This is a genomic window from Roseomonas sp. HF4 (assembly GCF_005222755.1).
Classification (GTDB): Bacteria; Pseudomonadota; Alphaproteobacteria; order Acetobacterales; family Acetobacteraceae; genus Neoroseomonas.
This window is the reverse complement of the sequence record NZ_STGD01000010.1, coordinates 154355-172958: the sequence shown is the minus strand read 5'-3', so window position 1 is coordinate 172958 and position 18604 is coordinate 154355. Positions and strand designations below refer to the sequence as shown.

The window sequence follows — 18604 nt, the reverse complement described above, 5'->3', positions numbered from 1 at the left end:
TGGCCCGACGAGCCCGGCGCCAGGGTGCCGCCGGAGATGTCCGAGGCGTCCGCCGACCCCTGCGGCTGCGACCCGGGCCAATCCGGCCTCGTGCTCCGGCGCAGCGTCGTGATCCCGAACAGCCGCGGCCTGCATGCGCGCGCCGCCGCGAAGCTCGTGACCATGGCCGAGCGCTTCTCGGCGTGCGTCAACGTCGTGCGCGGCGGGGAGAGCGTGCCCGCCTGCTCGATCATGGGGTTGATGATGCTGGGCGCCGGCCAGGGCGCCGAGGTCACGATCGAGGCCGAGGGCTGGGACGCAAAGGAGGCGCTCGACGCTGTGGCCGGGCTGGTCGAGGCCGGCTTCCATGAAGACTGAGCCCGGCAAGGCGAAGGGCAAGCCGCAGGCGCGCGAAGTCGCGGTGCGCGGCATCGCGGTCTCCCCCGGTGTCGCCATCGGCGCGGTCTTCGACACCACCGACCCGCCGGCCGAGGCGCCGCGCCGCGGCATCGTGGCCGAGCAGGCGGAGGAGGAGCGCCAGAAGCTCGCGGCCGCCGTCGCCTTCTCCCGCAAGCAGGTCGCGAAGCTCAAGACCCGTATCGGCGTGCTGCCCGAGGAGGCGCAGGAGGAGATCGCCCCGCTGCTCGACGCGCACCTGATGATGCTCGGCAATTCGCGGCTGATCCGCGGCGCGCGCAAGCGAATCGAGACGGAGCTGCTCTCGGCCGAGACCGCGGTGCTGGTCGAGAGCGAGGACATCCGCGCGGCGATCCTGGGGGCGAAGGACGACGACAAGGCGGGGCTCGCGCGGCGCGCCAACGAGGTGCGCGACATCGCCCGCCGCCTGGTCCGCAACCTGACCGCGACGCCCTTCCGCAGCCTCAAGGACCTGCCCGAGGGCTGCATCCTGGTGGCCGAGGAGCTGACGCCGGCGGATGCCGCGCTGCTCGACCCCGCGCGCATCGCCGGCGTCGCGACCGAGGAAGGCGGCACGGACGGGCATACCGCCATCATGCTGCGCGCGCTGGGCATCCCCGCGGTGCTCGGTGCCCATGGCCTGACCGAGGCGGCGAGCCGTGGCGACCAGGCGGTGCTCGACGGTTCGGCCGGCGTCGTCACGGTGCATCCCTCGGCCGCGACGCTCGCCGAGGGCAGGGCCCGGCTGGCCGCCTTCGCCAAGGAACGCGCGAAGCTGTCGCGCCTCCGGCGCCTGCCGGCCGAGACGACGGACGGGGAGGTGGTCGAGCTGCAGGCCAACCTCGAGATCCCGCAGGAGCTGCCGCTGATCGCGCAGGCCGGCGCGCAGGGGATCGGCCTGCTGCGCACCGAGTTCCTGTTCATGAACCGCGAGGACCTGCCCGACGAGGACGCGCAGGTCGAGGCCTACACCCAGATCGTCGAGGCGATGGAAGGCCAGCCCGTGACCATCCGCGTGCTCGACTGGGGCGGCGAGAAGGACATGGAGGCGCTGGCCGAGGGCGTGGTGCCCGTCCATGCCGGCGCCAACCCCGCGCTCGGCCTGCGTGGCCTGCGGATGCTGCTGAAGCGGCCCGAGCTGCTCGAGGTGCAGTTCGCCGCCGTGCTGCGCGTGGCCGCCGCCGCCGGCGACGGCGAGGTGCGCCTGCTGCTGCCCATGGTGACGGTCCCCGAGGAGGTGAAGCAGGCGCGCGAGATCTACGAGCGCGTCGCGCGACGGCTGCGTCGTCGTGGCGAGAAGCTGCCCGAGAAGCTGCCCGCGCTCGGCGTCATGATCGAGACGCCGGGGGCGGCGCTAGCTGCCGACGCCATTGCGCTCGAGGCCGATTTCTTCGCCATCGGCACCAACGACCTGGCGATGTACACGCTGGCGGTGGATCGCGGCGAGGTGGACGTGGCCCACCTGTACGACCCGCTGCATCCGGCGGTGCTGCGGCTCGTGCAGTTCGCGACCGAGGCGGCGCTGCGGCTGCGCATGCCGGTCTCGATCTGCGGCGAGATGGCGGGCAACCCGCAGCTCACGCCGCTGCTGCTCGGCCTCGGCGTGCGGACCTTCTCGATGAATGCCTCCGCCATCCCGCGCGTGAAGCAGGCGGTGCGCGCGCTCGACATCGGCGACTGCGCGCGCTTCGCACGGCGGGTGATGGAGCAGTCCGACCCCGTGCGCATCCGCGAGCTGGTGGCGGGCTTCGCGCAGGGGCTTACGGAGCGCGGCTGACGCTTCGCCCCCGCGGGGGTGAAGCGTTTCACCCTGCCCCGGTTTCGCCCTTGTTCCGCCCGCGCGATGTCTCGCGTCGCCTGCAGGTTTGACCCCAGCAGCAAGGGAGACCTTCGCCATGGGCCACATCCGCCGCGCCGCCGTGACCGGACTTTTCGCGCTCTGGCTCGCGCCGCTCTCGGCCGATGCCGGGAGCCAGTCCTCGGACAGTTCCTCCAACTGCTCGAATGGCCGCTGCACGGTCGTCGAGCGCTTCCATGTCGAGGACGACCGCGGCCGCCGCGGCTGGGTGCGGACCGAGACTTGGCGGGAGCGCGGCGCCCGCCCCGCATCGCGTGTCGCGGAAGGCGGCGACCGGACGCGCCGGTTGCGCGACCGCGAGGACGACGACGACGACGATTGAAGCCGCGGCCGGCGGGCCGTTTCCGGCTGCGCGGAAAGCGCAGTAGCCTTCCGGCAAAGCGGGACCGTGCCCCGCCGCGACCGGGAGGACTGCATGAGCGTCGTCGAGACGGAGCGCCACGGCCAGGTGCTGGTGGTGCGCATGAACCGGCCCGAGCGGCTGAACGCGCTGAACACCGAGATGCGCGTCGAACTGGCCAAGGCCTGGACCGCCTTCCGCCACGACGAAGGGCTCGATGTCGCGATCCTGACCGGCACCGGCCGCGCCTTCTGCGCCGGTGAGGACATGAAGGAATCGCTCGCGAACCGCACGCCCGGCGGCACGCCGCTCGACATCGCCAACCCCTTCAACGACGGCACGCTGGAGAAGCCGGTCATCGCCGCGGTGAACGGCTTCGCCATGGGCGGCGGCTTCATGCTGGTGGAGCGGACGGACCTGCGCGTCGCCGCGACGACTGCGGTCTTCGAGGTGTCGGAGGCGAAGCGCTGGCTGCTCGGCGGCTACGACCACGGGATGCTGGCGAACCTGGCCTTCCCGGTCGCGATGGAGATGGCGCTCGGATTCCGCTTCACCGCCGAGCGCTTCCACCAGCTGGGCTTCGTCAACCGCCTGGTGGCGCCCGGGGAAGAAGTGGCCGAGGCGCTGCGCATGGCGGAGCACCTGCTGTCTCTGCCGCCGGCGTCGCGCGTCAACACGGTGCACATGATGCGGCTGATGCGCCCGCGCCCGAGTGCAGCGCAGCAGGCGCTGGCCGCGCGGCTGCACGAGCACGGCGCCAAGGGCGACCTGCTGGAGAGTCGCGCGGCCTTCGCCGAGAAGCGGGCGCCGAACTGGCAGGGGTGGGAGGATCCGGCGGACCGGTACCGGCTGCCGGGGCTGGAGGGGTAGGGGCGGCGCCGCCTCGCGGCCTCAGCGCGCCTCGGCCGCGAGCTTCGCCATCGCGGCGCGGTAGGTTTCCTCGAACAGGGCGTCGAGCGCCGGGTTCACGCCCTTGCAGCCATCCGCCACGCGCCCGGCCCAGCCCACGTATTCGGTGCGCCGCGCGTGGTTCCAGCTGGCCGGCGGGCTGTCGGCGATGGCCCGCAGGTTCGAGATCTTGTCGGCCAGCTTCAGCTGCTTCGCCGCCGCGGATTTCTTCGGCGCCAGGCTGACCTGCAGCGCCTTTCGCGTCTCCTTGGGCAGGGCCTTGTCGTCTGTCGCCTCGGCGACCAGGGCCGCGACCTCCTCCCCGAAGGCGGCGACGAGGTCGGCATGCGTCGCCTCGGTGTCCTCGACCGTGTCGTGCAGCAGACCGGCCAGGATCGCCTCCTGCGGCGCGCCGGCCTCGGCGAGGATGGCGGCGACCTCGATCACATGGTTCACGTAGGGCTCGGCGGCAGCGCCCTTGCGCACCTGGCCGGCATGGGCGCGGGCGGCAAAGAGGGTGGCGCGGAGGATTTCGGCGGCGGGGTCTTTGTGATGGTCCATCAGGGCTTCGAAGCTTCATCCACTTGAATGGGCGGAACGGTGAAGGTCGGCCAACGATGCGGTTCCTCGCAGGAAGCCGTCTCGCCAGGGTCTGTCAGCCGGCGCAGCCGACATTCACCAGCGCGCCTGCGCCTTCAGGACCGAAGGCGGCGCACCATCGCCGGCATCCACGCGCGTTTTCCAGCCTTTGCTGAGAAGAGCACGGAGTTCCGCCGCATCGTCGCAGACCCGCGCATCGCGGAACCGATGCTGCCCGGGCGGGAATGCGACGATCCGACCCATCCTGTCGGTCGCGACATGGCCTGTGTAGGCGCGGCCGCGATTCGGGCCGCGTTCATAAACTCCGTCGACTGGCAGATGCGGCAGCCGCATGGGCTTAGGTGTTCATCGCGTCAAAGAAGTCCTGGTTCGTCTTGCTGTACTTCAGCTTGTCGGTCAGGAACTCCATCGCGTCCTGCGTGCCCATCGGGTTCAGGATGCGGCGCAGCACCCACATCTTGGACAGCGTGCCGCGATCGACCAGCAGTTCCTCCTTGCGGGTGCCCGACTTCGTGATGTCGATGGCCGGGAAGACGCGCTTGTCGGACAGCTTGCGGTCCAGGATGATCTCGGAGTTGCCGGTGCCCTTGAACTCCTCGAAGATCACCTCGTCCATGCGGCTGCCGGTGTCGATCAGCGCGGTGGCGATGATGGTGAGGCTGCCGCCTTCCTCGATGTTGCGCGCCGCGCCGAAGAAGCGCTTCGGGCGCTGCAGGGCATTGGCGTCCACGCCGCCGGTCAGCACCTTGCCGCTCGACGGGACGACGCTGTTGTAGGCGCGGCCCAGGCGAGTGATCGAATCCAGCAGGATCACCACGTCGCGCTTGTGCTCGACCAGGCGCTTGGCCTTCTCGAGCACCATCTCGGTCACCTGCACGTGGCGCGTCGCCGGCTCGTCGAAGGTGGAGGCCAGGACCTCCCCCTTCACGGTGCGCGCCATGTCGGTCACTTCCTCGGGCCGCTCGTCGATCAGCAGCACCATCAGGAAGACCTCGGGGTTGTTGGCCGAGATCGACTTCGCGATGTTCTGCAGCATCACGGTCTTGCCGGTGCGCGGCGGTGCGACGATCAGCGCGCGCTGGCCCATGCCGATCGGCGCGATCAGGTCGATGACGCGATGCGTGTTGTCCTTGGTGGGGGACTTCGCGACGCTCTCGACCTCCGGGTTCTCCATCTTGAGCCGGCGGCTCGGATACAGCGGGGTCAGGTTGTCGAAGTTGATGCGGTGCTTGAGCGCCTCGGGCGGCTCGAAGTTGATGTTGTTGACCTTCAACATCGCGAAGTAGCGCTCGCCGTCCTTGGGCGCGCGGATCTGGCCGTCCACCGTGTCGCCGGTGCGAAGGCCGAAGCGGCGCACCTGGGCCGGCGAGATGTAGATGTCGTCCGGTCCGGGCAGGAAGTTCGCCTGCGGGCTGCGGAGGTACCCGAACCCGTCCGGCAGGATTTCCAGCGTGCCCTCCCCGAAGATCGCCTGCTCGTTGTCCGCGAGCTGCTTCAGGATGGCGAACAGCATGTCCTGCTTGCGCAGGCTGGACGCGTTCTCGACACCCACTTCCTCAGCGAAGGCGAGGAGGTCGGCGGGGCTTTTCGTCTTGAGTTCGGAGAGGTGCATGGGTCCTGGACGGCGTCCGAGAGCGGGGGATTGGCCGGGACGTTCCCGCGGGCGGGCCGGCCGAGGCCGGTGCCTGCTCGCCCTGATCGGCGCCGGAAGCCGGCGCGAGGGGCGATGTCCCGAAAAGGAAAGGAAGGAAGTGGCGGCGCCGGGCGCGGAACGCCCCGCACCGCAGGCGGGAAGCAGCGCCGACCCTAGGAAGGCGGGGACGGCCCGTCAACCGGGGATATGCGCCATGCGGCGGATCGGTTCAAGGGCGCCCGCCCTAGGCCGCCGACACCGGCGCCGCGCGGCCCGGCCTCCGCCGCGCGGGGCAAGCTAGAACGGCTTCACGATCACCATGACGACGATCAGGATCAGCGCGAGCGTCGGCACCTCGTTCATGATGCGCCAGTTGCGCTCGCTCCGGGTGTTGGCGTCGGCGGCGAAGCGCGTCCGCGCGGCAGCGAGGTCCATGTGCACCCAGGTCATGGCGAGCAGGCCCGCGACCTTGCCCCACCACCAGCCCGCGCCCCAATCCGCCACGCCCGGCGTCAGCACGAGCAGCAGCCCGAAGGCCCAGGTCCAGAGCATCGCCGGGTTCATGATGGCGCGCAGCAGGCGGCGCTCCATGACCTTGAACAGCTCGGACTGCGCCGAGCCGGCCGCGACCTGGCAGTGATAGACGAACAGTCGCGGCAGGTAGAAAAGCCCCGCCATCCAGGCGAAGGCGCCCAGCAGGTGCATCGCCTTGACCCAGGGATACCAGGGCGCCAGGGCGTCGATCGTCACGCGGCGATGCCCTCCACCAGCGCGACGCTGCCGGTGGTCGAAGCGAGGCGCAGCGCCAGCAGCGGGGCATACTCCGCGCTGTCGTAGAAGGCGCGCGCCGCCGGCATGTCGGGGAATTCCAGGATGACCAGGCGGTTCAGCCCCGGCTCGCCCTCCCGCGCCTCGACCGCCCCGCCGCGGACCAGGTAGCGGCCGCCGAAACGCGCGATCACCGCCGGCACCGCGGCGCGGTATTCCTCGAAGCGCGCGGGGTTGCGCACGGTGATGTTGGCGATGAGATAGGCGGCCATGCCGGTGGTCCCGTCCTGCTGGGCGCGCGAGCATGCTGGGCGGGGCGCGCCGCCGCAAGCGCCGGCCGGGCAGCGCGCGACCGGGGTCGTCGACAGCCCCGCACTGCCGAACGGCAGGCGCCGGGCCTCAGTTCCTCGCCAGGCCGAGGTCGCGCAGCACCACCTGGTTGGCCGCGCTCTCGGCGGCGAAGCTCTCCCGGAACGCCGCGCCCGGCAGGAAGGCCGGCACCGAGGCAAGGCGCTGCGCCGTGGTGCGGAAGCCCTCGCTCGTCACCGCCGCCTCGCAGGCGCGCTCGATCGCGGCCGCGGCGACATCCGGGATGCCGGCCGGCGCGATCAGCCCGCCATGGGAGCTGCCCTGCACGGGGTAGCCGAGCTCGGCCACCGTCGGCACCTCCGGCAGATGCGCCAGGCGTTGCGCGGTCAGCGTCGCGACGGGCGTGAGGCCGGTCGAGGCGGCGATCGACGACGCCTCGACGAAGGCCATGATCTGCCCGCCCAGCGCCGCCTGGCTCATCGGCCCCGCGCCGGTGAAGGACACCATCAGCGCCTCGATGCCCGCGCGCTTCATCAGCGCCGCCATCAGGATGTGCTGCGTGCTGGCATTGCCGGGGGCGCCGTAGACCAGCGCCTCCCGCCCGCGCCGGCCATAGGCGACGAGACCCTGGAAGTCCCGGAACGGCGCGTCCCGCCCGAGAATGACGACCTGCGGGTTGTCGTAGACGCGGCAGAGGAAGCGGAAGCTGTCGAGCCCGTAGGTCAGCGCGATGGCGTGCGGCTGCGCGGTGATCGGGTTGTTCGGCGTGATGCCGATGGTGTGGCCGTCGGCCCGCGCGCGGGCGAGCTCCGCGCTGCCGATCGTGCCCGCCGCGCCGCCGCGGTTCACCACCACCACCGTCTGGCCGAGTGCGCGCGTGAGTTCCGGCTGCAGCGCGCGCGCCATCAGGTCCGTGTTGCCGCCGGGCGGATAGGCGACCATCAGCGTGACCGTCCGGCTGGGGAAGGCCTCCTGCGCGCCGACGGCGGTGGCGAGGAGACAAAGCGCGGCGACGAGTGTGCGGAACATGGCGACCCCTCCCAGGGATGGTTTCGGCCAGCATAGCAGGCCAGTGCGGGGAGGGCCCTGCCTTCCCCGGACCCCACCCGCCAGAGGTCGAAAGGCCTCTGGACACCACCACCGCGCCACCCGCCGATGATGGGCGCCAGGTATCCGTTTCCAAAGGCCCTTCGGCCTTTGGCGAGGCGAGGTGCGGAGAGGGGCAGCGCCCCTCACCGCGAACGCCCTACCCCAGCGTGTGCATGGGCTCCGCGATGGCGCGGTCCATCTGCCACTTCGCCACCGTGTTCCAGCCGCGGTCGTATTGCGGCGGGATGCCGAGCGCGTCGGGGCGCCCGAGTTCCGCCGCCGCGCGCATCGGCCAATAGGGTTCGCGCAGCAGCACCCGCGCCAGCAGGATCAGGTCCGCCTTGCCCTCGGCCAGGATCGCCTGCGCCTGCGCGGGGTCCGTGATCATGCCGACGGCGGCCACGGGAATGCCGGCACCCGTCTTCACCGCCCCCGCCCCCGGCACCTGGTAGCCCGGGCCGAGCGGGATCTTCTGCCCCGCATCGAGCCCGCCGGAGGAGACGTCGATCATGTCGACGCCGATCGCCTTCAGGCGGCGGGCGAGCTCCACGCTCTCCTCCGTCGTCCAGCCGCCCTCGACCCAGTCGGAATGGGAAATGCGGAGCATCAGCGGCATGTCGGCCGGGATGGCGGCGCGTACGGCGGCCGCGGTGTCGCGCGCGAAGCGCGTGCGCCCCTCGAAGTCTCCGCCCCAGGAATCGTTGCGCCGGTTCGAGATCGGGCTGAGGAACTGGTGCATCAGGTAGCCGTGCGCACCGTGCAGCTCGATGATGCGGTAGCCTGCGCGGACGGACCGCTTCGCGGCCTCGACGAAGGCGGCGATGGTGCCGCCGATCTCCTCCTCGGTCATCGCCTTGGGCACGGCGAAGCCCTCGAAGGCCTCGGCCGAGGGCGCGAGGCAGGTCCAGCCCGGCTTGGCCGCGCCGCTGCCCCAGGGCGCCTCCCGCGACGCCTTGCGCCCGGCATGGGCGATCTGGATGGCCGGCACGCTGCCCACGGCGGCGACGGCGGCGGCGATGCGCGCATGGGCGGCGACATGCGCCTCGCTCCAGATGCCGACATCGCCCGGCGTGATGCGCCCTTCCGGCACGACCGCCGAGGCTTCCGTCATCACCATCCCGGCGCCGCCCACGGCGCGGGAGACGAGATGCGCCAGGTGCCAGTCGGTCGGCATGCCGTCGTCGCGGCAGGAGTACATGCACATGGGGGAGACGCCGATGCGGTTCTTCAGCGTGACGCCGCGCAGCGTGAGGGGGGAGAAGAGGTCGGTCACGGTGAGGGAATTCCGTTCGCTGGTGGTGGCGCCCAGGGCGGCAGGCGCCCCAGGCGGTTCTCGAGGACGGCGAACCACTGCGGCTCGCCCGGCGGCCTCCGCAGCAGGCGCCCCGCGGCGTCGGCCGCGAAGCGGGACAGGGTGACGGCGTCGCGCACATTGCCGCCGACCGCGTCGACATGCCCGGATGCCACGCGCAGCACGATGTCGCAATGCATCGGCCGGAACCGCCCGCCATCCGCCGCGCGGTCCCGCCAGGACGCGAGCGGCGCGGCCGAGCGGTCGGCGCAGACGAGGTCCCCCACGCGCGGTGCGCGCGCCCCGGGGTCATGCGGCAGGAAGGGCGCCGTGGCCGGGAAGCGCGCCGCGTCGGCGACCAGCGCATCGAGATAGAAGGCATGCGCGGCCGAGGGTGGGAATTCCCGCGCATCCACCCCCGCCGCGCGCAGCACGAAGGAAATGAAGGCGGCGGACCAGGCGGGCTCGCGCCAGAGGTCGGGGTCCCCCTGTCGGAACCGCGCCCGATTGCGCGCGATTGGGCCCGTGCCTTCCGGCACCGCGCGCCAATAGGCGAGTACGCGCGGAAAATTGGCGCTGTCGGTTTCGCCGGCTGCCGGGGCCTCCGCGGTCTGGCGGCCCCATTCCTCCCATTCCGCGGTCGCGATGCGCAGCATGCGCTCGCGTGCCGCCGGCGGATAGGACAGCGGCGGCTCCGGCGGCGGCGCGGCGCAGGCGGCGAGCAGCGCGCCGAGCAGGATCGCCGCGTGGCGCGTCATGCCGTCAGGCGACCTCGAACAGCCCGGCCGCGCCCTGGCCGCCGCCGACGCACATCGTCACCACGACGTACTTCGCGCCGCGCTTCTTCCCCTCGATCAGCGCATGCCCGGCCATGCGCGCGCCCGACATGCCGTAGGGATGGCCGATCGAGATCGCGCCGCCATCCACGTTCAGCAGGTGGTCCGGGATGCCGAGCCGGTCGCGGCAATACAGCACCTGGCAGGCGAAGGCCTCGTTCAGTTCCCAGAGGCCGATGTCCTCGATCTTGAGGCCATGCTGCTTCAGCAGCTTCGGCACGGCGAAGACCGGGCCGATGCCCATCTCCCCGGGATCGCAGCCGGCCACCGCCATGCCGCGCCAGATGCCCAAGGGGTGCAGCCCGCGGCGGGACGCCTCGGCCTCCTCCATCACCACGCAGGCCGAGGCGCCGTCCGACAATTGGCTGGCATTGCCCGCGGTGACGAACTTCCCCTGCTTGACGACCATGCCGTCCTTGAACACCGGCTGCAGCGATTGCAGGCCTTCGAGCGTGGTATCGGCGCGGTTGCCCTCGTCCTTCTTCAGCGTGGTGGGCACGTCCAGCACCTCGCCGGTTTCCTTGTTGGCGAGCTTCATCACGCTGGGCAGCGGCACGATCTCGTCGTCGAAGGCGCCGCGCGCCTGGGCGGCGGCGGTGCGTTGCTGGCTCTGGAAGGCATAGGCGTCCTGCGCATCCCGCGGCACGCCGTAGCGATCGGCCACGATCTCGGCGGTCTCGAGCATCGACATGTAGAGCGCCGGCACGCGCTCCATCAGCGCGGGGTCGGCGCGGCGGAACCAGTTGGCTTTGTCGTTCTGCACGAGCGAGATGGATTCGAGCCCGCCGCCGACCGCCACCTGCATGCCGTCGTGCAGCACCTGCTTGGCCGCGGTGGCGATGGCCATGAGGCCGGAGGAGCATTGCCGGTCGAGGCTCATGCCCGGCACGCTGTCCGGCAGGCCGGCGGCCAGCGCCACCTGGCGGCCGACATTCGATCCCTGGCAGCCCTGCTGGAGCGCGGCGCCCATGATCACGTCCTCGACCTCGGCGGGATCGAGGCGGGCGCGCTCCACCGCGGCGCGGACGGCGTGGCCGCCCAGCGTCTGCGCGTTGGTGTCGTTGAAGGCGCCGCGATAGGCGCGGCCGATCGGCGTGCGGGCGGTCGAGACGATGACGGCGCTGCGCATGGCGCTTCCTTCCCTGCCGTGGTGGCGTCGGCAGGGTAGCGGAGCCCTCAGGGCGCGCCCAGCCGCTTCCAGACGCCGTCGGCGGTCGCGACGATGCGCTCCCCGCACATGATCTGGCCGCGCACGAAGACGACCGAGCGCGTGGCGCGAACCGCCTCGGCCCGCGCCACCAGGAAATCCCCCGCCTTGGCGCCGGAGACGAAATGCGTGTTGAGCTGGATCGTCACGACCGGCGTGCGCTGCGCCGCCTCCCAGCAGGTCACGCCCAGGATCTGGTCGAGGAAGGTGACCAGCATGCCGCCATGGATGATGCCGTGCGCATTGCCGTGGCGCGGCTCGGCCACCAGGCCGTAGGACCAGCCATCCTCCTCCTTCCGCGACCAGAAGGGGCCGACGAGAAGCGGGAAGCCTTCCTCATGCCAGTGGAGGATCTTCCAGCCATGGGCGGCGGGGTCGAAGGGGGCGGGGGCGTCGGTCATGGCCTTCGCTTCGCCCAGGGCACTGGCGCCGTCAACGGGGGCTGGTAGCGTGCCGCCCATGCGCCTGTTCCACGCCCCCGGTTCCCCCTATGCCCGCATCGCCCGCATGGCGGTGATCGAACTCGGCCTCGAGGACCGCGTGCGGGTGGAGGAGGCGACGCTGCGCGACCCGGCCTCCGTCCTGCTGCCCTTCAACCCGGTCGGCCGCGTGCCGTCGCTGGCGCTGGACGGCGGCGCGACCGTGACCGAGACGACGCCGGTGCTGATGGTGCTGGACAGCCTGGTGGAGCCCGCGCGGCGCCTGCTGCCGGGGCCGGACCGACCGCGCGCGCTGGCGCGGTATGGCCGCGTGCTTGGCATGCTGGACGGCATCGCGGTCTGGAACCGCGAATTGCGCCGGCCGGCGCATGAACGATCCCCGGGCGTGATCGCGCTGGAGGCGCACCGCGCCGTGCGCGTGGCCGATGCGCTGGAACAGGACGTCGCGGCCGGCGGGTTCGCCACGATCGACGCGGCCTGGCTCGCGCTGGTCTCGGTGCTCGGCTACTGCCTCCGCCGGCACAAGGCCTTCGAGTGGCGCCAGGGGCGGCCGGCGCTGGCCGCGCTGTTCGACGCGGCCAGCGCGCGGCCCTCGGTCGCGGCGACCGTCCCGCCCGAAGGCATGGGCGGCACGGCCCCGCCGGTCAGGTGATCAGGATGGCGGGCGGATGTTCCGCGCGCGGATAAGTCCGCCCCACTTCTCGCTCTCCCGCGTCCAGTAGGCGTCGAATTCCGTCGGCGTGCCGCCCACCGGGTCGGCGCCGAGCGCCACGATGCGGGCGCGGAAGGCAGGGTCCTCGACTGCTTCCTTCACCATCATGGCGAGGCGGTTCGCGAGGTCCGCCGGCAGTCCCGCCGGCGCCATCAGCGCCATGTCGGTCGAGGATTCGAAGCCCGCCACGCCGGCTTCCTGCAGTGTCGGCACGTCGGGCGCCAGCGGGCTGCGCGTTGCGGTCGAGACCGCGAGCATCTTCAGGCTACCCGCCTGGCGGTGCGGCAGTGCCGTCACGGCGTCGATGAAGGAGACCTTCGTCTCCCCCGCCAGCACCGCCTGGGCGGATGGCGCGCCGCCGCGATAGGGCACGTGCACCATGTCGAGGTTCGCCGCCGCCAGCAGCAACTCCATCGCGAGGTGGCTGGTCGCGCCGATGCCGGCCGAGGAGAAGTTCACCGTGCCCGGATTGGCCCGGACATGGGCCAGGAACTCGCCGATGTTCGCGACCGGCAGGGAGGGATGGACGCAGAGCGACTGCGCCGTGCGCGCCACCAGGCTGATGCCCGTGAAGGCGCGCCGGTTGTCGTAGGGCAGCGGCGTGATGAGGTGCGGCGCGATCGCATAGGTGCTGTTGGTCGCGAACAGCAGCGTGTAGCCGTCGGGGCGCTGCTGCGCGACATGGTTGTGGCCGATGGTGCCCGAGGCGCCGGCGCGGTTTTCGACCACCACCGCCTGGCCGAGCTTGTCCGAGAAGCGCTGCGCGAACAACCGAGCCATGGTGTCCGAGGAACCGCCCGGCGGCCAGGGATTGACCATCGAGACGGGGCGCGTCGGCCAGGCCTGCGCGCGCGCGGCGCGGAGCGCCGGCAGGGCGAGGGCGGCGGCGAGCAGGGCGCGGCGGGTCGGAGTGCTCATGGGGTTTCTCCCGGCTGTGGCGGACGGATCCCGGCGGGTGTTGCCGGCGGCGCTCGAACGGATCGTTCCCCCGCCGGGCGTCGGGCGCAACCCTCGAACACCGTCGCCGCATGAGCGACGCGATCCCGGCGCCCGGCCGGGCCCCCTCGCGGCGCCTCGGCGGCATGTCGCGCGACCCCGGCTTGCATCCGCCGGGCGTGGGCCAAGGTTGCGGTGGCGATGACAAAACCGCCCCCAGCCCCGATCGAGGTCTTCTATGACGGCGCCTGCCCCGTCTGCGCGCGGGAGATCGCCTTCTACCGCGCCCGCCCGGGCGCCGAGGGGTTGGCCTGGGTCGATGCCGCCGCCGCGGGCCCCGGCCCGCTCGCGCCCGGCCTGACGCAGGAGGCGGCGCTGGCGCGGCTGCATGTGCGCCGTGCGGATGGCAGCCTGGCCAGCGGTGCCGCCGCCTTCGCCGAGATCTGGCGGCGGCTGCCGGGCTTCCGCTGGCTCGGGCGGCTGCTCGGCGTGGCCCCCTTCGGGCTGCTGGCGGAATGGGGCTATCGCTGCTTCCTCAGGCTGCGGCGCGCCTGGCGATGAAGGCCGTCGTGATTGGCGCCTCGGGCGGAATCGGCGCTGCCCTGGCCGATGCGCTGGCGGCGCGCGGCGGGGCGGTGCTGCGTCTCGGCCGCAGCACCGCCCCGCCGCTTGATCTGCTTGACGAGGCCTCGATCGCCGCCGCGGCGGAGGCCGCCGGCCCCAGGCTCGGCTTGGTTCTGGACGCGACCGGCTTCCTCCACGATGCGCGCTTCCGGCCGGAGAAGGCGCTGCGCGAGATCGACGCGGCGCATATGGCCCAGGCCTTCGCGGTCAACGCGGCGGGGCCGGCGCTGCTGATGAAGCACTTCCTGCCCCGGCTCGCGCGGGACGGGCGCGCGGTCTTCGCGACGCTGTCCGCGCGCGTCGGCAGCATCGGCGACAACCGTCTGGGCGGCTGGTACGCCTATCGCGCGTCGAAGGCGGCGCTGAACCAGTTCGTGCGCACGGCGGCAGTGGAGCTGGCACGGACGCGGCCGCACGCCATCTGCGTCGCGCTGCACCCGGGCACGGTCGATACCGGCCTGTCGCAGCCCTTCGCCAAGGGCGGGCTCGACGTCCAGGACGCCGCGACGGCGGCGGTGCGGCTCCTGGCCGTGGTCGACGCCCTGGCACTGGAGCAGAGCGGCGGCTTCTTCGACCACATGGGCGCGCCGATCCCGTTCTGATGCGGCCGGCACTATCGCCGGACGTATCTGCGCGCAGGGTTGACTGGCACCCATCGAAGCGAGCTTCGATGGGACCCGGTGCCGCGGCTGGGCGCGAAATCAAGGCCATAACAGCGGCTGCGCGGCCGCTTCACGCGTCAATGCGTGCGGCCGCTGGCATGGGCGGCGCTCAGGCCACGACGCCGTAGTCCGCGAGGTCGGGCGTCATCGCCTCGATCACGAAGTCCACGAAGGCCGCCGGCGCGTCCAGCCAGAATTCGCGCTCCGAATAGGCGCCGACCATGGCCGCGATGCCGCGCGCCTCGAGCCAGGCGCGCAGCGTGTCGAGGTCGTGTTCCGGCGTGTCGCTCAGGAACGAGACCTGGGAGCGGATCTTGTCCGCGTCGCGGCCCGCGGTGTCGCTGCGGCTGAACTGCAGGTCGATGCCGGCGCCCGGCTGGCGCAGCCAGATGGCCCGGTCGGTGCGGCGCAGGACGACGAAGCCGAGGCGGTCCACGAGCATCTCGACCACCGTGTCGAAATGCTCCCGAGCCAGGCGGTTGGCGACGTGGTTGAAGCGCATGGCGGGTCGGCCCTCCGGGCGGCGCGGCGCCCGCGCGCAGGCTGGCGGGGCGGGGGCGGGCTGTCCAGCGGCGGGGTTGCGGCCCGCGGCGCGCGGCCTGATATCCCGGTCATGCGCCGCATCCGCCTGCTGTTCGTCCTGTTCGTCGTGGTCTTCCTGCTGCCGATCGGCGTCTCGGCGGGGCTCTACCTGCGCGACGGCATCGGCCGGGACTGGTGGGGGGCGGACCGCTCCTCGGCCGGGCTGCTGCCGCCGCCGGCCGAGACGCCAGGTGCCGTGGTGCGCGTCTTCGCAGCGCCGACGGTGCGCTGGCGCGGCATCTTCGCCGTGCATTCCTGGATCGTGCTGAAGCCCGAGGGCGCGCCCGCCTACACGCGCTACGACGTGACCGCCTGGGGCGACCCGCTGCGCGTCAACGGCTTCGTGCCGGACGGCCGCTGGTTCGGCCGCGTGCCGGAGGTGGTCTTCGCGGCCGACGGCGCAGAGGCCGCGGCGCTGATCCCGCGCATGCAGGCCGCGATCGATGCCTATGCCTGGCGGCAGCGGGGCGACTACCGCGCCTGGCCGGGGCCCAATTCCAACACCTTCGTCGCGGCGGTGCTGGAGGCGGTGCCCGAGGCCGGCGCCTCGCTGCCGCCCACCGCGATCGGGCGGGACTGGCCTCATGACGGCCGCTGGCTGCGGCCGGCCGCGGGCGGGGTCGGGCTGCGGCTGACGCTCGGCGGCTATGTCGGCGTCACGCTCGGGGTGGTGGAGGGGGTCGAGGTGAGCATCCTCGGCGCCGTGGCGGGCATCGACCTGCTGCGGCCGGCGATCAAGCTGCCGGGGATCGGGCGGATCGGGTTCGGCGCGCGGGAGGCGCAGGCGGCGCGCTGAAGGTCGGGGGAGGAGAACCTCCCCCGATCCCCCCTCCCTTCTTTGTCACCTGGCGCCGGACCTCCGAGGGTTGGGACCAGATGCCAAAGAAGGTCGAGGGGGGTGCGGGGGGAGAAGTTCCCTTCTCCCCCCCCGCTTCCTTCCCTGGCCGGCGTCACACGTCGAGGTTCGCCACCTTCAGCGCATTGCCCACGATGAAGTCGCGCCTCGGCTCCACGAGGTCGCCCATCAGGGTCGAGAACACCTGCTCGGCATCCTCCACATCCTCGATCCGCACCTTCAGCAGCGTGCGCACCGCGGGGTCGAGCGTGGTCTTCCACAACTGGTCCGGGTTCATCTCGCCCAGCCCCTTGAAGCGCTGGATGGCGAGGCCGCGGCGGCCCTCGGCGATCAGCCGGTCGAAGGCCTGCAGCGGGCCGTGCGTGGCGTGCTCGGCGCTGCCCAGCACCAGCGTGGCCGGCCCGGCGCCGAAGTCCCGCGCCAGGCGGTCGCGGCGTTCGTCGAGCCAGCGCGCCTCGGCGCTGCGGAGCGCGGTCGCGTCCAGCACGTGGCGTTCCTGCACGCCGCGCACGGTGCGCGCCAGCGTCAGCCCGCTCTCGCCGCTCGACGCCATCCAGCCGCGCTCGTTCGCCGGCGCCAGCGCGTTAAGCCGCGCGGCCAGCGCCTGGGCCGCCGCCGTGGCGCGGTCGCCGTCCATCGTCAGGGCGCCGACCACCGCGGCCTGCTCTACGATGTCCGCCGGTACGAGGCTCGCGAGGCGGCGGATGCGCGATGTCGCCTGGCGCAGGAACTCGACCTCGGCCTGCAGCTCGGCCGCGGCCAGCAGGCGCTCGTCCGCGAAGCGGAGGGAGGCGCCGCCGGTCGCCTTCTCGAGCAGGAAGTCCTCGAGCGCGCGGTCGTCCTTCAGGTAGCGTTCCTCCTGCCCGCGCTTCGCCCGGTAGAGCGGCGGCTGCGCGATATAGAGGTGCCCGCGCGCGATCAGCTCGGGCATCTGGCGGAAGAAGAAGGTCAGCAGCAGGGTGCGGATGTGGGACCCGTCCACGTCCGCGTCGGTCATGATGACGATGCGGTGGTAGCGCAGCTTGCCGGCGTCGAAGCCGCCCTCGCTGGGCTCGCCCCGGCCGATGCCGGTGCCGAGCGCGGTGATGAGCGTGCCGATCTCGGCGCTGCCCAGCATCTTGTCGAAGCGCGCGCGCTCGACGTTCAGGATCTTGCCCTTGAGCGGCAGGATCGCCTGGAAGGCACGGTCGCGGCCCTGCTTGGCGGAGCCGCCGGCGGAATCGCCCTCGACCAGGAACAGCTCGCACTTGGCGGGGTCGCGTTCCTGGCAGTCGGCCAGCTTGCCGGGCAGGGAGGAGACATCGAGCACGCCCTTGCGGCGCGTCAGATCCCGCGCCTTGCGCGCGGCTTCCCGCGCCGCGGCCGCGTCCATGATCTTGCCGACGACGTCCTTGGCTTCCTTGGGGTGCGTCTCGAACCAATGGGTCAGCGCGTCGGCCACCGCCGCCTGCACGACCGGCTGCACCTCGCTGGAAACCAGCTTCTCCTTGGTCTGGCTGCTGAACTTGGGGTCCGGCACCTTGACCGACAGCACGGCGGTCAGCCCCTCGCGCATGTCCTCGCCGGCGAGGGCGAACTTCTCCTTCTTCGCCAGCCCCTCGGCCACCTTGCCCACCACGCGCGTCAGCGCCTGGCGGAAGCCGGCCAGGTGCGTGCCGCCGTCGCGCTGCGGGATGTTGTTCGTGAAGCAGAGCATCGTCTCGTGGTAGCTGTCGGTCCAGCGCACCGCGATCTCGACGCGGATGCCGTCCTGTTCCTTCGACATCACGCTGATCGGCTGCGCGAAGACCGGCGTCTTGCCCTTGTCCAGCCAGTCGACGAAGGCGACGAGGCCGCCGTCGAAGTGGAACAGCGTTTCCTGGACCTCAGCGTGGCGCTCGTCGCGCAGCACGATCCGCAGCCCGGAATTGAGGAAGGCGAGTTCCCGCAGGCGCCGCTCCAGCACCGCGAAGTCGAACTCCGTTTTCGTGAAGGTCAGGGCGGAGGGCTTGAATGTCACCTCGGTTCCGGTCGCGTGGTCGGACGGGCCTACCACCGCGCAGGGCTTCACCGTCTCCCCGTGCTCGAAGCGGAGGTGATGCTCGTGGCCCTCGCGCCAGATCCGCACCTCCATCCATTCGGACAGCGCGTTGACCACCGCGGCGCCCACGCCGTGCAGGCCGCCCGAGACCTTGTAGGAATTCTGGTTGAACTTGCCGCCGGCATGCAGGCGGGTCAGCACGACCTCGGCCGCCGAGATGCCTTCCTCGGCGTGGATGCCGGTCGGGATCCCCCGCCCGTCGTCGCGCACGGTCACGCTGCCGTCGCCGTTCAGCGTGACGTGGCAGGCGGTGGCGTAGCCCGCCTGTGCCTCATCGACGGCGTTGTCGATGATCTCGAAGGCCATGTGGTGCAGGCCCGATCCGTCATCGGTGTCGCCGATGTACATCCCCGGCCGCTTGCGCACGGCCTCGAGGCCGCGGAGCACGGTGATGGAGTCGCTGTCGTAGGCGTCGGGCGAAGGACGCGCGGGCTCGCTCATGCGGCGCGCTTGCTCCTGCTGTGAAGGGGGTCGGAAGCGTCCCTGACATATAGGGT

Annotated in this window: 21 protein-coding genes; 8 read left to right on the top strand and 13 right to left on the bottom strand. The window is 72.0% G+C overall.

Going from position 1 to position 18604, the window contains the following annotated elements:
* Positions 1-36 precede the first annotated feature (36 nt).
* The 4 genes from E8M80_RS16280 to E8M80_RS16265 all read left to right on the top strand — a co-directional run bounded on the left by E8M80_RS16280 (position 37) and on the right by E8M80_RS16265 (position 3464).
* Positions 37-357, top strand: a complete 321-nt coding sequence (locus tag E8M80_RS16280; protein WP_137126804.1) for an HPr family phosphocarrier protein — start codon at positions 37-39, stop codon at positions 355-357.
* Positions 347-2173, top strand: a complete 1827-nt coding sequence (gene ptsP / locus E8M80_RS16275; RefSeq protein WP_137126762.1) for a phosphoenolpyruvate--protein phosphotransferase — start codon at positions 347-349, stop codon at positions 2171-2173. The genes E8M80_RS16280 and ptsP overlap by 11 nt, the downstream gene beginning before the upstream one ends.
* 118 nt (positions 2174-2291) lie before the next feature.
* Positions 2292-2576, top strand: a complete 285-nt coding sequence (locus E8M80_RS16270) for a hypothetical protein (protein ID WP_137126761.1) — start codon at positions 2292-2294, stop codon at positions 2574-2576.
* Between the two features lie 93 nt (positions 2577-2669).
* Positions 2670-3464 (top strand): enoyl-CoA hydratase/isomerase family protein, encoded by a 795-nt coding sequence (locus E8M80_RS16265; protein WP_137126760.1) that lies wholly within the window; start codon positions 2670-2672, stop codon positions 3462-3464.
* Between the two features lie 21 nt (positions 3465-3485).
* Here the strand turns inward: E8M80_RS16265 and E8M80_RS16260 are convergent, their stop codons facing one another.
* The 10 genes from E8M80_RS16260 to E8M80_RS16215 form a co-directional block, all read right to left on the bottom strand.
* On the bottom strand, positions 3486-4043 hold the full coding sequence (locus E8M80_RS16260; protein WP_137126759.1) for an HD domain-containing protein: 558 nt from the start codon (positions 4041-4043) through the stop codon (positions 3486-3488).
* Positions 4044-4157: 114 nt separating this feature from the next.
* Positions 4158-4415, bottom strand: a complete 258-nt coding sequence (locus E8M80_RS16255; protein ID WP_137126758.1) for a hypothetical protein — start codon at positions 4413-4415, stop codon at positions 4158-4160.
* A 4-nt stretch (positions 4416-4419) separates the two neighbouring features.
* Positions 4420-5694: a transcription termination factor Rho gene (rho, locus tag E8M80_RS16250; protein WP_137126757.1), complete on the bottom strand. Its 1275-nt coding sequence runs from the start codon at positions 5692-5694 to the stop codon at positions 4420-4422.
* Between the two features lie 318 nt (positions 5695-6012).
* On the bottom strand, positions 6013-6465 hold the full coding sequence (locus tag E8M80_RS16245) for a CopD family protein (RefSeq protein WP_137126756.1): 453 nt from the start codon (positions 6463-6465) through the stop codon (positions 6013-6015).
* Positions 6462-6755, bottom strand: a complete 294-nt coding sequence (locus E8M80_RS16240; protein WP_137126755.1) for a DUF1330 domain-containing protein — start codon at positions 6753-6755, stop codon at positions 6462-6464. The genes E8M80_RS16245 and E8M80_RS16240 overlap by 4 nt, the downstream gene beginning before the upstream one ends.
* Before the next feature lie 127 nt (positions 6756-6882).
* Complete coding sequence (locus tag E8M80_RS16235) at positions 6883-7821, bottom strand: tripartite tricarboxylate transporter substrate binding protein (protein WP_137126754.1); 939 nt, start codon at positions 7819-7821, stop codon at positions 6883-6885.
* A 217-nt stretch (positions 7822-8038) separates the two neighbouring features.
* Positions 8039-9154, bottom strand: coding sequence for an NADH:flavin oxidoreductase/NADH oxidase (locus tag E8M80_RS16230; protein ID WP_137126753.1), 1116 nt, complete (start codon positions 9152-9154; stop codon positions 8039-8041).
* The gene (locus E8M80_RS16225) at positions 9151-9930 is read right to left on the bottom strand and encodes a DUF2272 domain-containing protein (RefSeq protein WP_137126752.1); all 780 of its coding nucleotides are present in this window, start codon (positions 9928-9930) and stop codon (positions 9151-9153) included. The genes E8M80_RS16230 and E8M80_RS16225 overlap by 4 nt, the downstream gene beginning before the upstream one ends.
* Positions 9931-9934: 4 nt before the next feature.
* Positions 9935-11137 (bottom strand): acetyl-CoA C-acyltransferase, encoded by a 1203-nt coding sequence (locus tag E8M80_RS16220; RefSeq protein ID WP_137126751.1) that lies wholly within the window; start codon positions 11135-11137, stop codon positions 9935-9937.
* A gap of 47 nt (positions 11138-11184) precedes the next feature.
* On the bottom strand, positions 11185-11616 hold the full coding sequence (locus E8M80_RS16215) for a PaaI family thioesterase (RefSeq protein WP_170979455.1): 432 nt from the start codon (positions 11614-11616) through the stop codon (positions 11185-11187).
* A 58-nt stretch (positions 11617-11674) separates the two neighbouring features.
* Between E8M80_RS16215 and E8M80_RS16210 the strand changes: the two genes are divergently transcribed.
* Positions 11675-12307, top strand: a complete 633-nt coding sequence (locus tag E8M80_RS16210; protein WP_170979454.1) for a glutathione S-transferase family protein — start codon at positions 11675-11677, stop codon at positions 12305-12307.
* Here the strand turns inward: E8M80_RS16210 and E8M80_RS16205 are convergent, their stop codons facing one another.
* A complete protein-coding gene (locus tag E8M80_RS16205) occupies positions 12308-13285 on the bottom strand; it encodes a tripartite tricarboxylate transporter substrate binding protein (protein ID WP_137126748.1) in 978 nt (325 codons plus the stop codon).
* Positions 13286-13504: 219 nt separating this feature from the next.
* Between E8M80_RS16205 and E8M80_RS16200 the strand changes: the two genes are divergently transcribed.
* Both E8M80_RS16200 and E8M80_RS16195 read left to right on the top strand, forming a co-directional pair.
* Positions 13505-13864 carry a thiol-disulfide oxidoreductase DCC family protein gene (locus tag E8M80_RS16200; protein WP_137126747.1) on the top strand — a complete coding sequence of 120 codons (360 nt, stop codon included), beginning with the start codon at positions 13505-13507 and terminating at the stop codon, positions 13862-13864.
* On the top strand, positions 13861-14529 hold the full coding sequence (locus tag E8M80_RS16195) for an SDR family NAD(P)-dependent oxidoreductase (RefSeq protein WP_137126746.1): 669 nt from the start codon (positions 13861-13863) through the stop codon (positions 14527-14529). The genes E8M80_RS16200 and E8M80_RS16195 overlap by 4 nt, the downstream gene beginning before the upstream one ends.
* 169 nt (positions 14530-14698) lie before the next feature.
* Here the strand turns inward: E8M80_RS16195 and E8M80_RS16190 are convergent, their stop codons facing one another.
* Positions 14699-15091, bottom strand: a complete 393-nt coding sequence (locus E8M80_RS16190; RefSeq protein ID WP_137126745.1) for a hypothetical protein — start codon at positions 15089-15091, stop codon at positions 14699-14701.
* A gap of 111 nt (positions 15092-15202) precedes the next feature.
* On the opposite strand from E8M80_RS16190, the gene E8M80_RS16185 reads away from it, so the two are divergent.
* Positions 15203-15967 carry a DUF3750 domain-containing protein gene (locus E8M80_RS16185; RefSeq protein ID WP_170979452.1) on the top strand — a complete coding sequence of 255 codons (765 nt, stop codon included), beginning with the start codon at positions 15203-15205 and terminating at the stop codon, positions 15965-15967.
* 154 nt (positions 15968-16121) lie between these two features.
* Here E8M80_RS16185 and gyrB read toward each other — a convergent pair whose 3' ends face one another.
* The gene (gene gyrB / locus E8M80_RS16180) at positions 16122-18548 is read right to left on the bottom strand and encodes a DNA topoisomerase (ATP-hydrolyzing) subunit B (RefSeq protein ID WP_137126744.1); all 2427 of its coding nucleotides are present in this window, start codon (positions 18546-18548) and stop codon (positions 16122-16124) included.
* Between the last annotated feature and the right edge of the window lie 56 nt (positions 18549-18604).

What these genes read in the sequence shown, in the direction of transcription:
- E8M80_RS16190 (WP_137126745.1), bottom strand. Translation starts at nt 15,091, where the DNA reads ATGCGCTTCAACCACGTCGCCAACCGCCTGGCTCGGGAGCATTTCGAC.
- E8M80_RS16210 (WP_170979454.1), top strand. Translation starts at nt 11,675, where the DNA reads ATGCGCCTGTTCCACGCCCCCGGTTCCCCCTATGCCCGCATCGCCCGC.
- E8M80_RS16185 (WP_170979452.1), top strand. Translation starts at nt 15,203, where the DNA reads ATGCGCCGCATCCGCCTGCTGTTCGTCCTGTTCGTCGTGGTCTTCCTG.
- E8M80_RS16240 (WP_137126755.1), bottom strand. Translation starts at nt 6,755, where the DNA reads ATGGCCGCCTATCTCATCGCCAACATCACCGTGCGCAACCCCGCGCGC.
- E8M80_RS16235 (WP_137126754.1), bottom strand. Translation starts at nt 7,821, where the DNA reads ATGTTCCGCACACTCGTCGCCGCGCTTTGTCTCCTCGCCACCGCCGTC.
- E8M80_RS16280 (WP_137126804.1), top strand. Translation starts at nt 37, where the DNA reads ATGTCCGAGGCGTCCGCCGACCCCTGCGGCTGCGACCCGGGCCAATCC.
- E8M80_RS16205 (WP_137126748.1), bottom strand. Translation starts at nt 13,285, where the DNA reads ATGAGCACTCCGACCCGCCGCGCCCTGCTCGCCGCCGCCCTCGCCCTG.
- ptsP (WP_137126762.1), top strand. Translation starts at nt 347, where the DNA reads ATGAAGACTGAGCCCGGCAAGGCGAAGGGCAAGCCGCAGGCGCGCGAA.
- E8M80_RS16215 (WP_170979455.1), bottom strand. Translation starts at nt 11,616, where the DNA reads ATGACCGACGCCCCCGCCCCCTTCGACCCCGCCGCCCATGGCTGGAAG.
- E8M80_RS16270 (WP_137126761.1), top strand. Translation starts at nt 2,292, where the DNA reads ATGGGCCACATCCGCCGCGCCGCCGTGACCGGACTTTTCGCGCTCTGG.
- E8M80_RS16225 (WP_137126752.1), bottom strand. Translation starts at nt 9,930, where the DNA reads ATGACGCGCCACGCGGCGATCCTGCTCGGCGCGCTGCTCGCCGCCTGC.
- E8M80_RS16195 (WP_137126746.1), top strand. Translation starts at nt 13,861, where the DNA reads ATGAAGGCCGTCGTGATTGGCGCCTCGGGCGGAATCGGCGCTGCCCTG.
- gyrB (WP_137126744.1), bottom strand. Translation starts at nt 18,548, where the DNA reads ATGAGCGAGCCCGCGCGTCCTTCGCCCGACGCCTACGACAGCGACTCC.
- E8M80_RS16265 (WP_137126760.1), top strand. Translation starts at nt 2,670, where the DNA reads ATGAGCGTCGTCGAGACGGAGCGCCACGGCCAGGTGCTGGTGGTGCGC.
- E8M80_RS16255 (WP_137126758.1), bottom strand. Translation starts at nt 4,415, where the DNA reads ATGCGGCTGCCGCATCTGCCAGTCGACGGAGTTTATGAACGCGGCCCG.
- E8M80_RS16220 (WP_137126751.1), bottom strand. Translation starts at nt 11,137, where the DNA reads ATGCGCAGCGCCGTCATCGTCTCGACCGCCCGCACGCCGATCGGCCGC.
- rho (WP_137126757.1), bottom strand. Translation starts at nt 5,694, where the DNA reads ATGCACCTCTCCGAACTCAAGACGAAAAGCCCCGCCGACCTCCTCGCC.
- E8M80_RS16200 (WP_137126747.1), top strand. Translation starts at nt 13,505, where the DNA reads ATGACAAAACCGCCCCCAGCCCCGATCGAGGTCTTCTATGACGGCGCC.
- E8M80_RS16260 (WP_137126759.1), bottom strand. Translation starts at nt 4,043, where the DNA reads ATGGACCATCACAAAGACCCCGCCGCCGAAATCCTCCGCGCCACCCTC.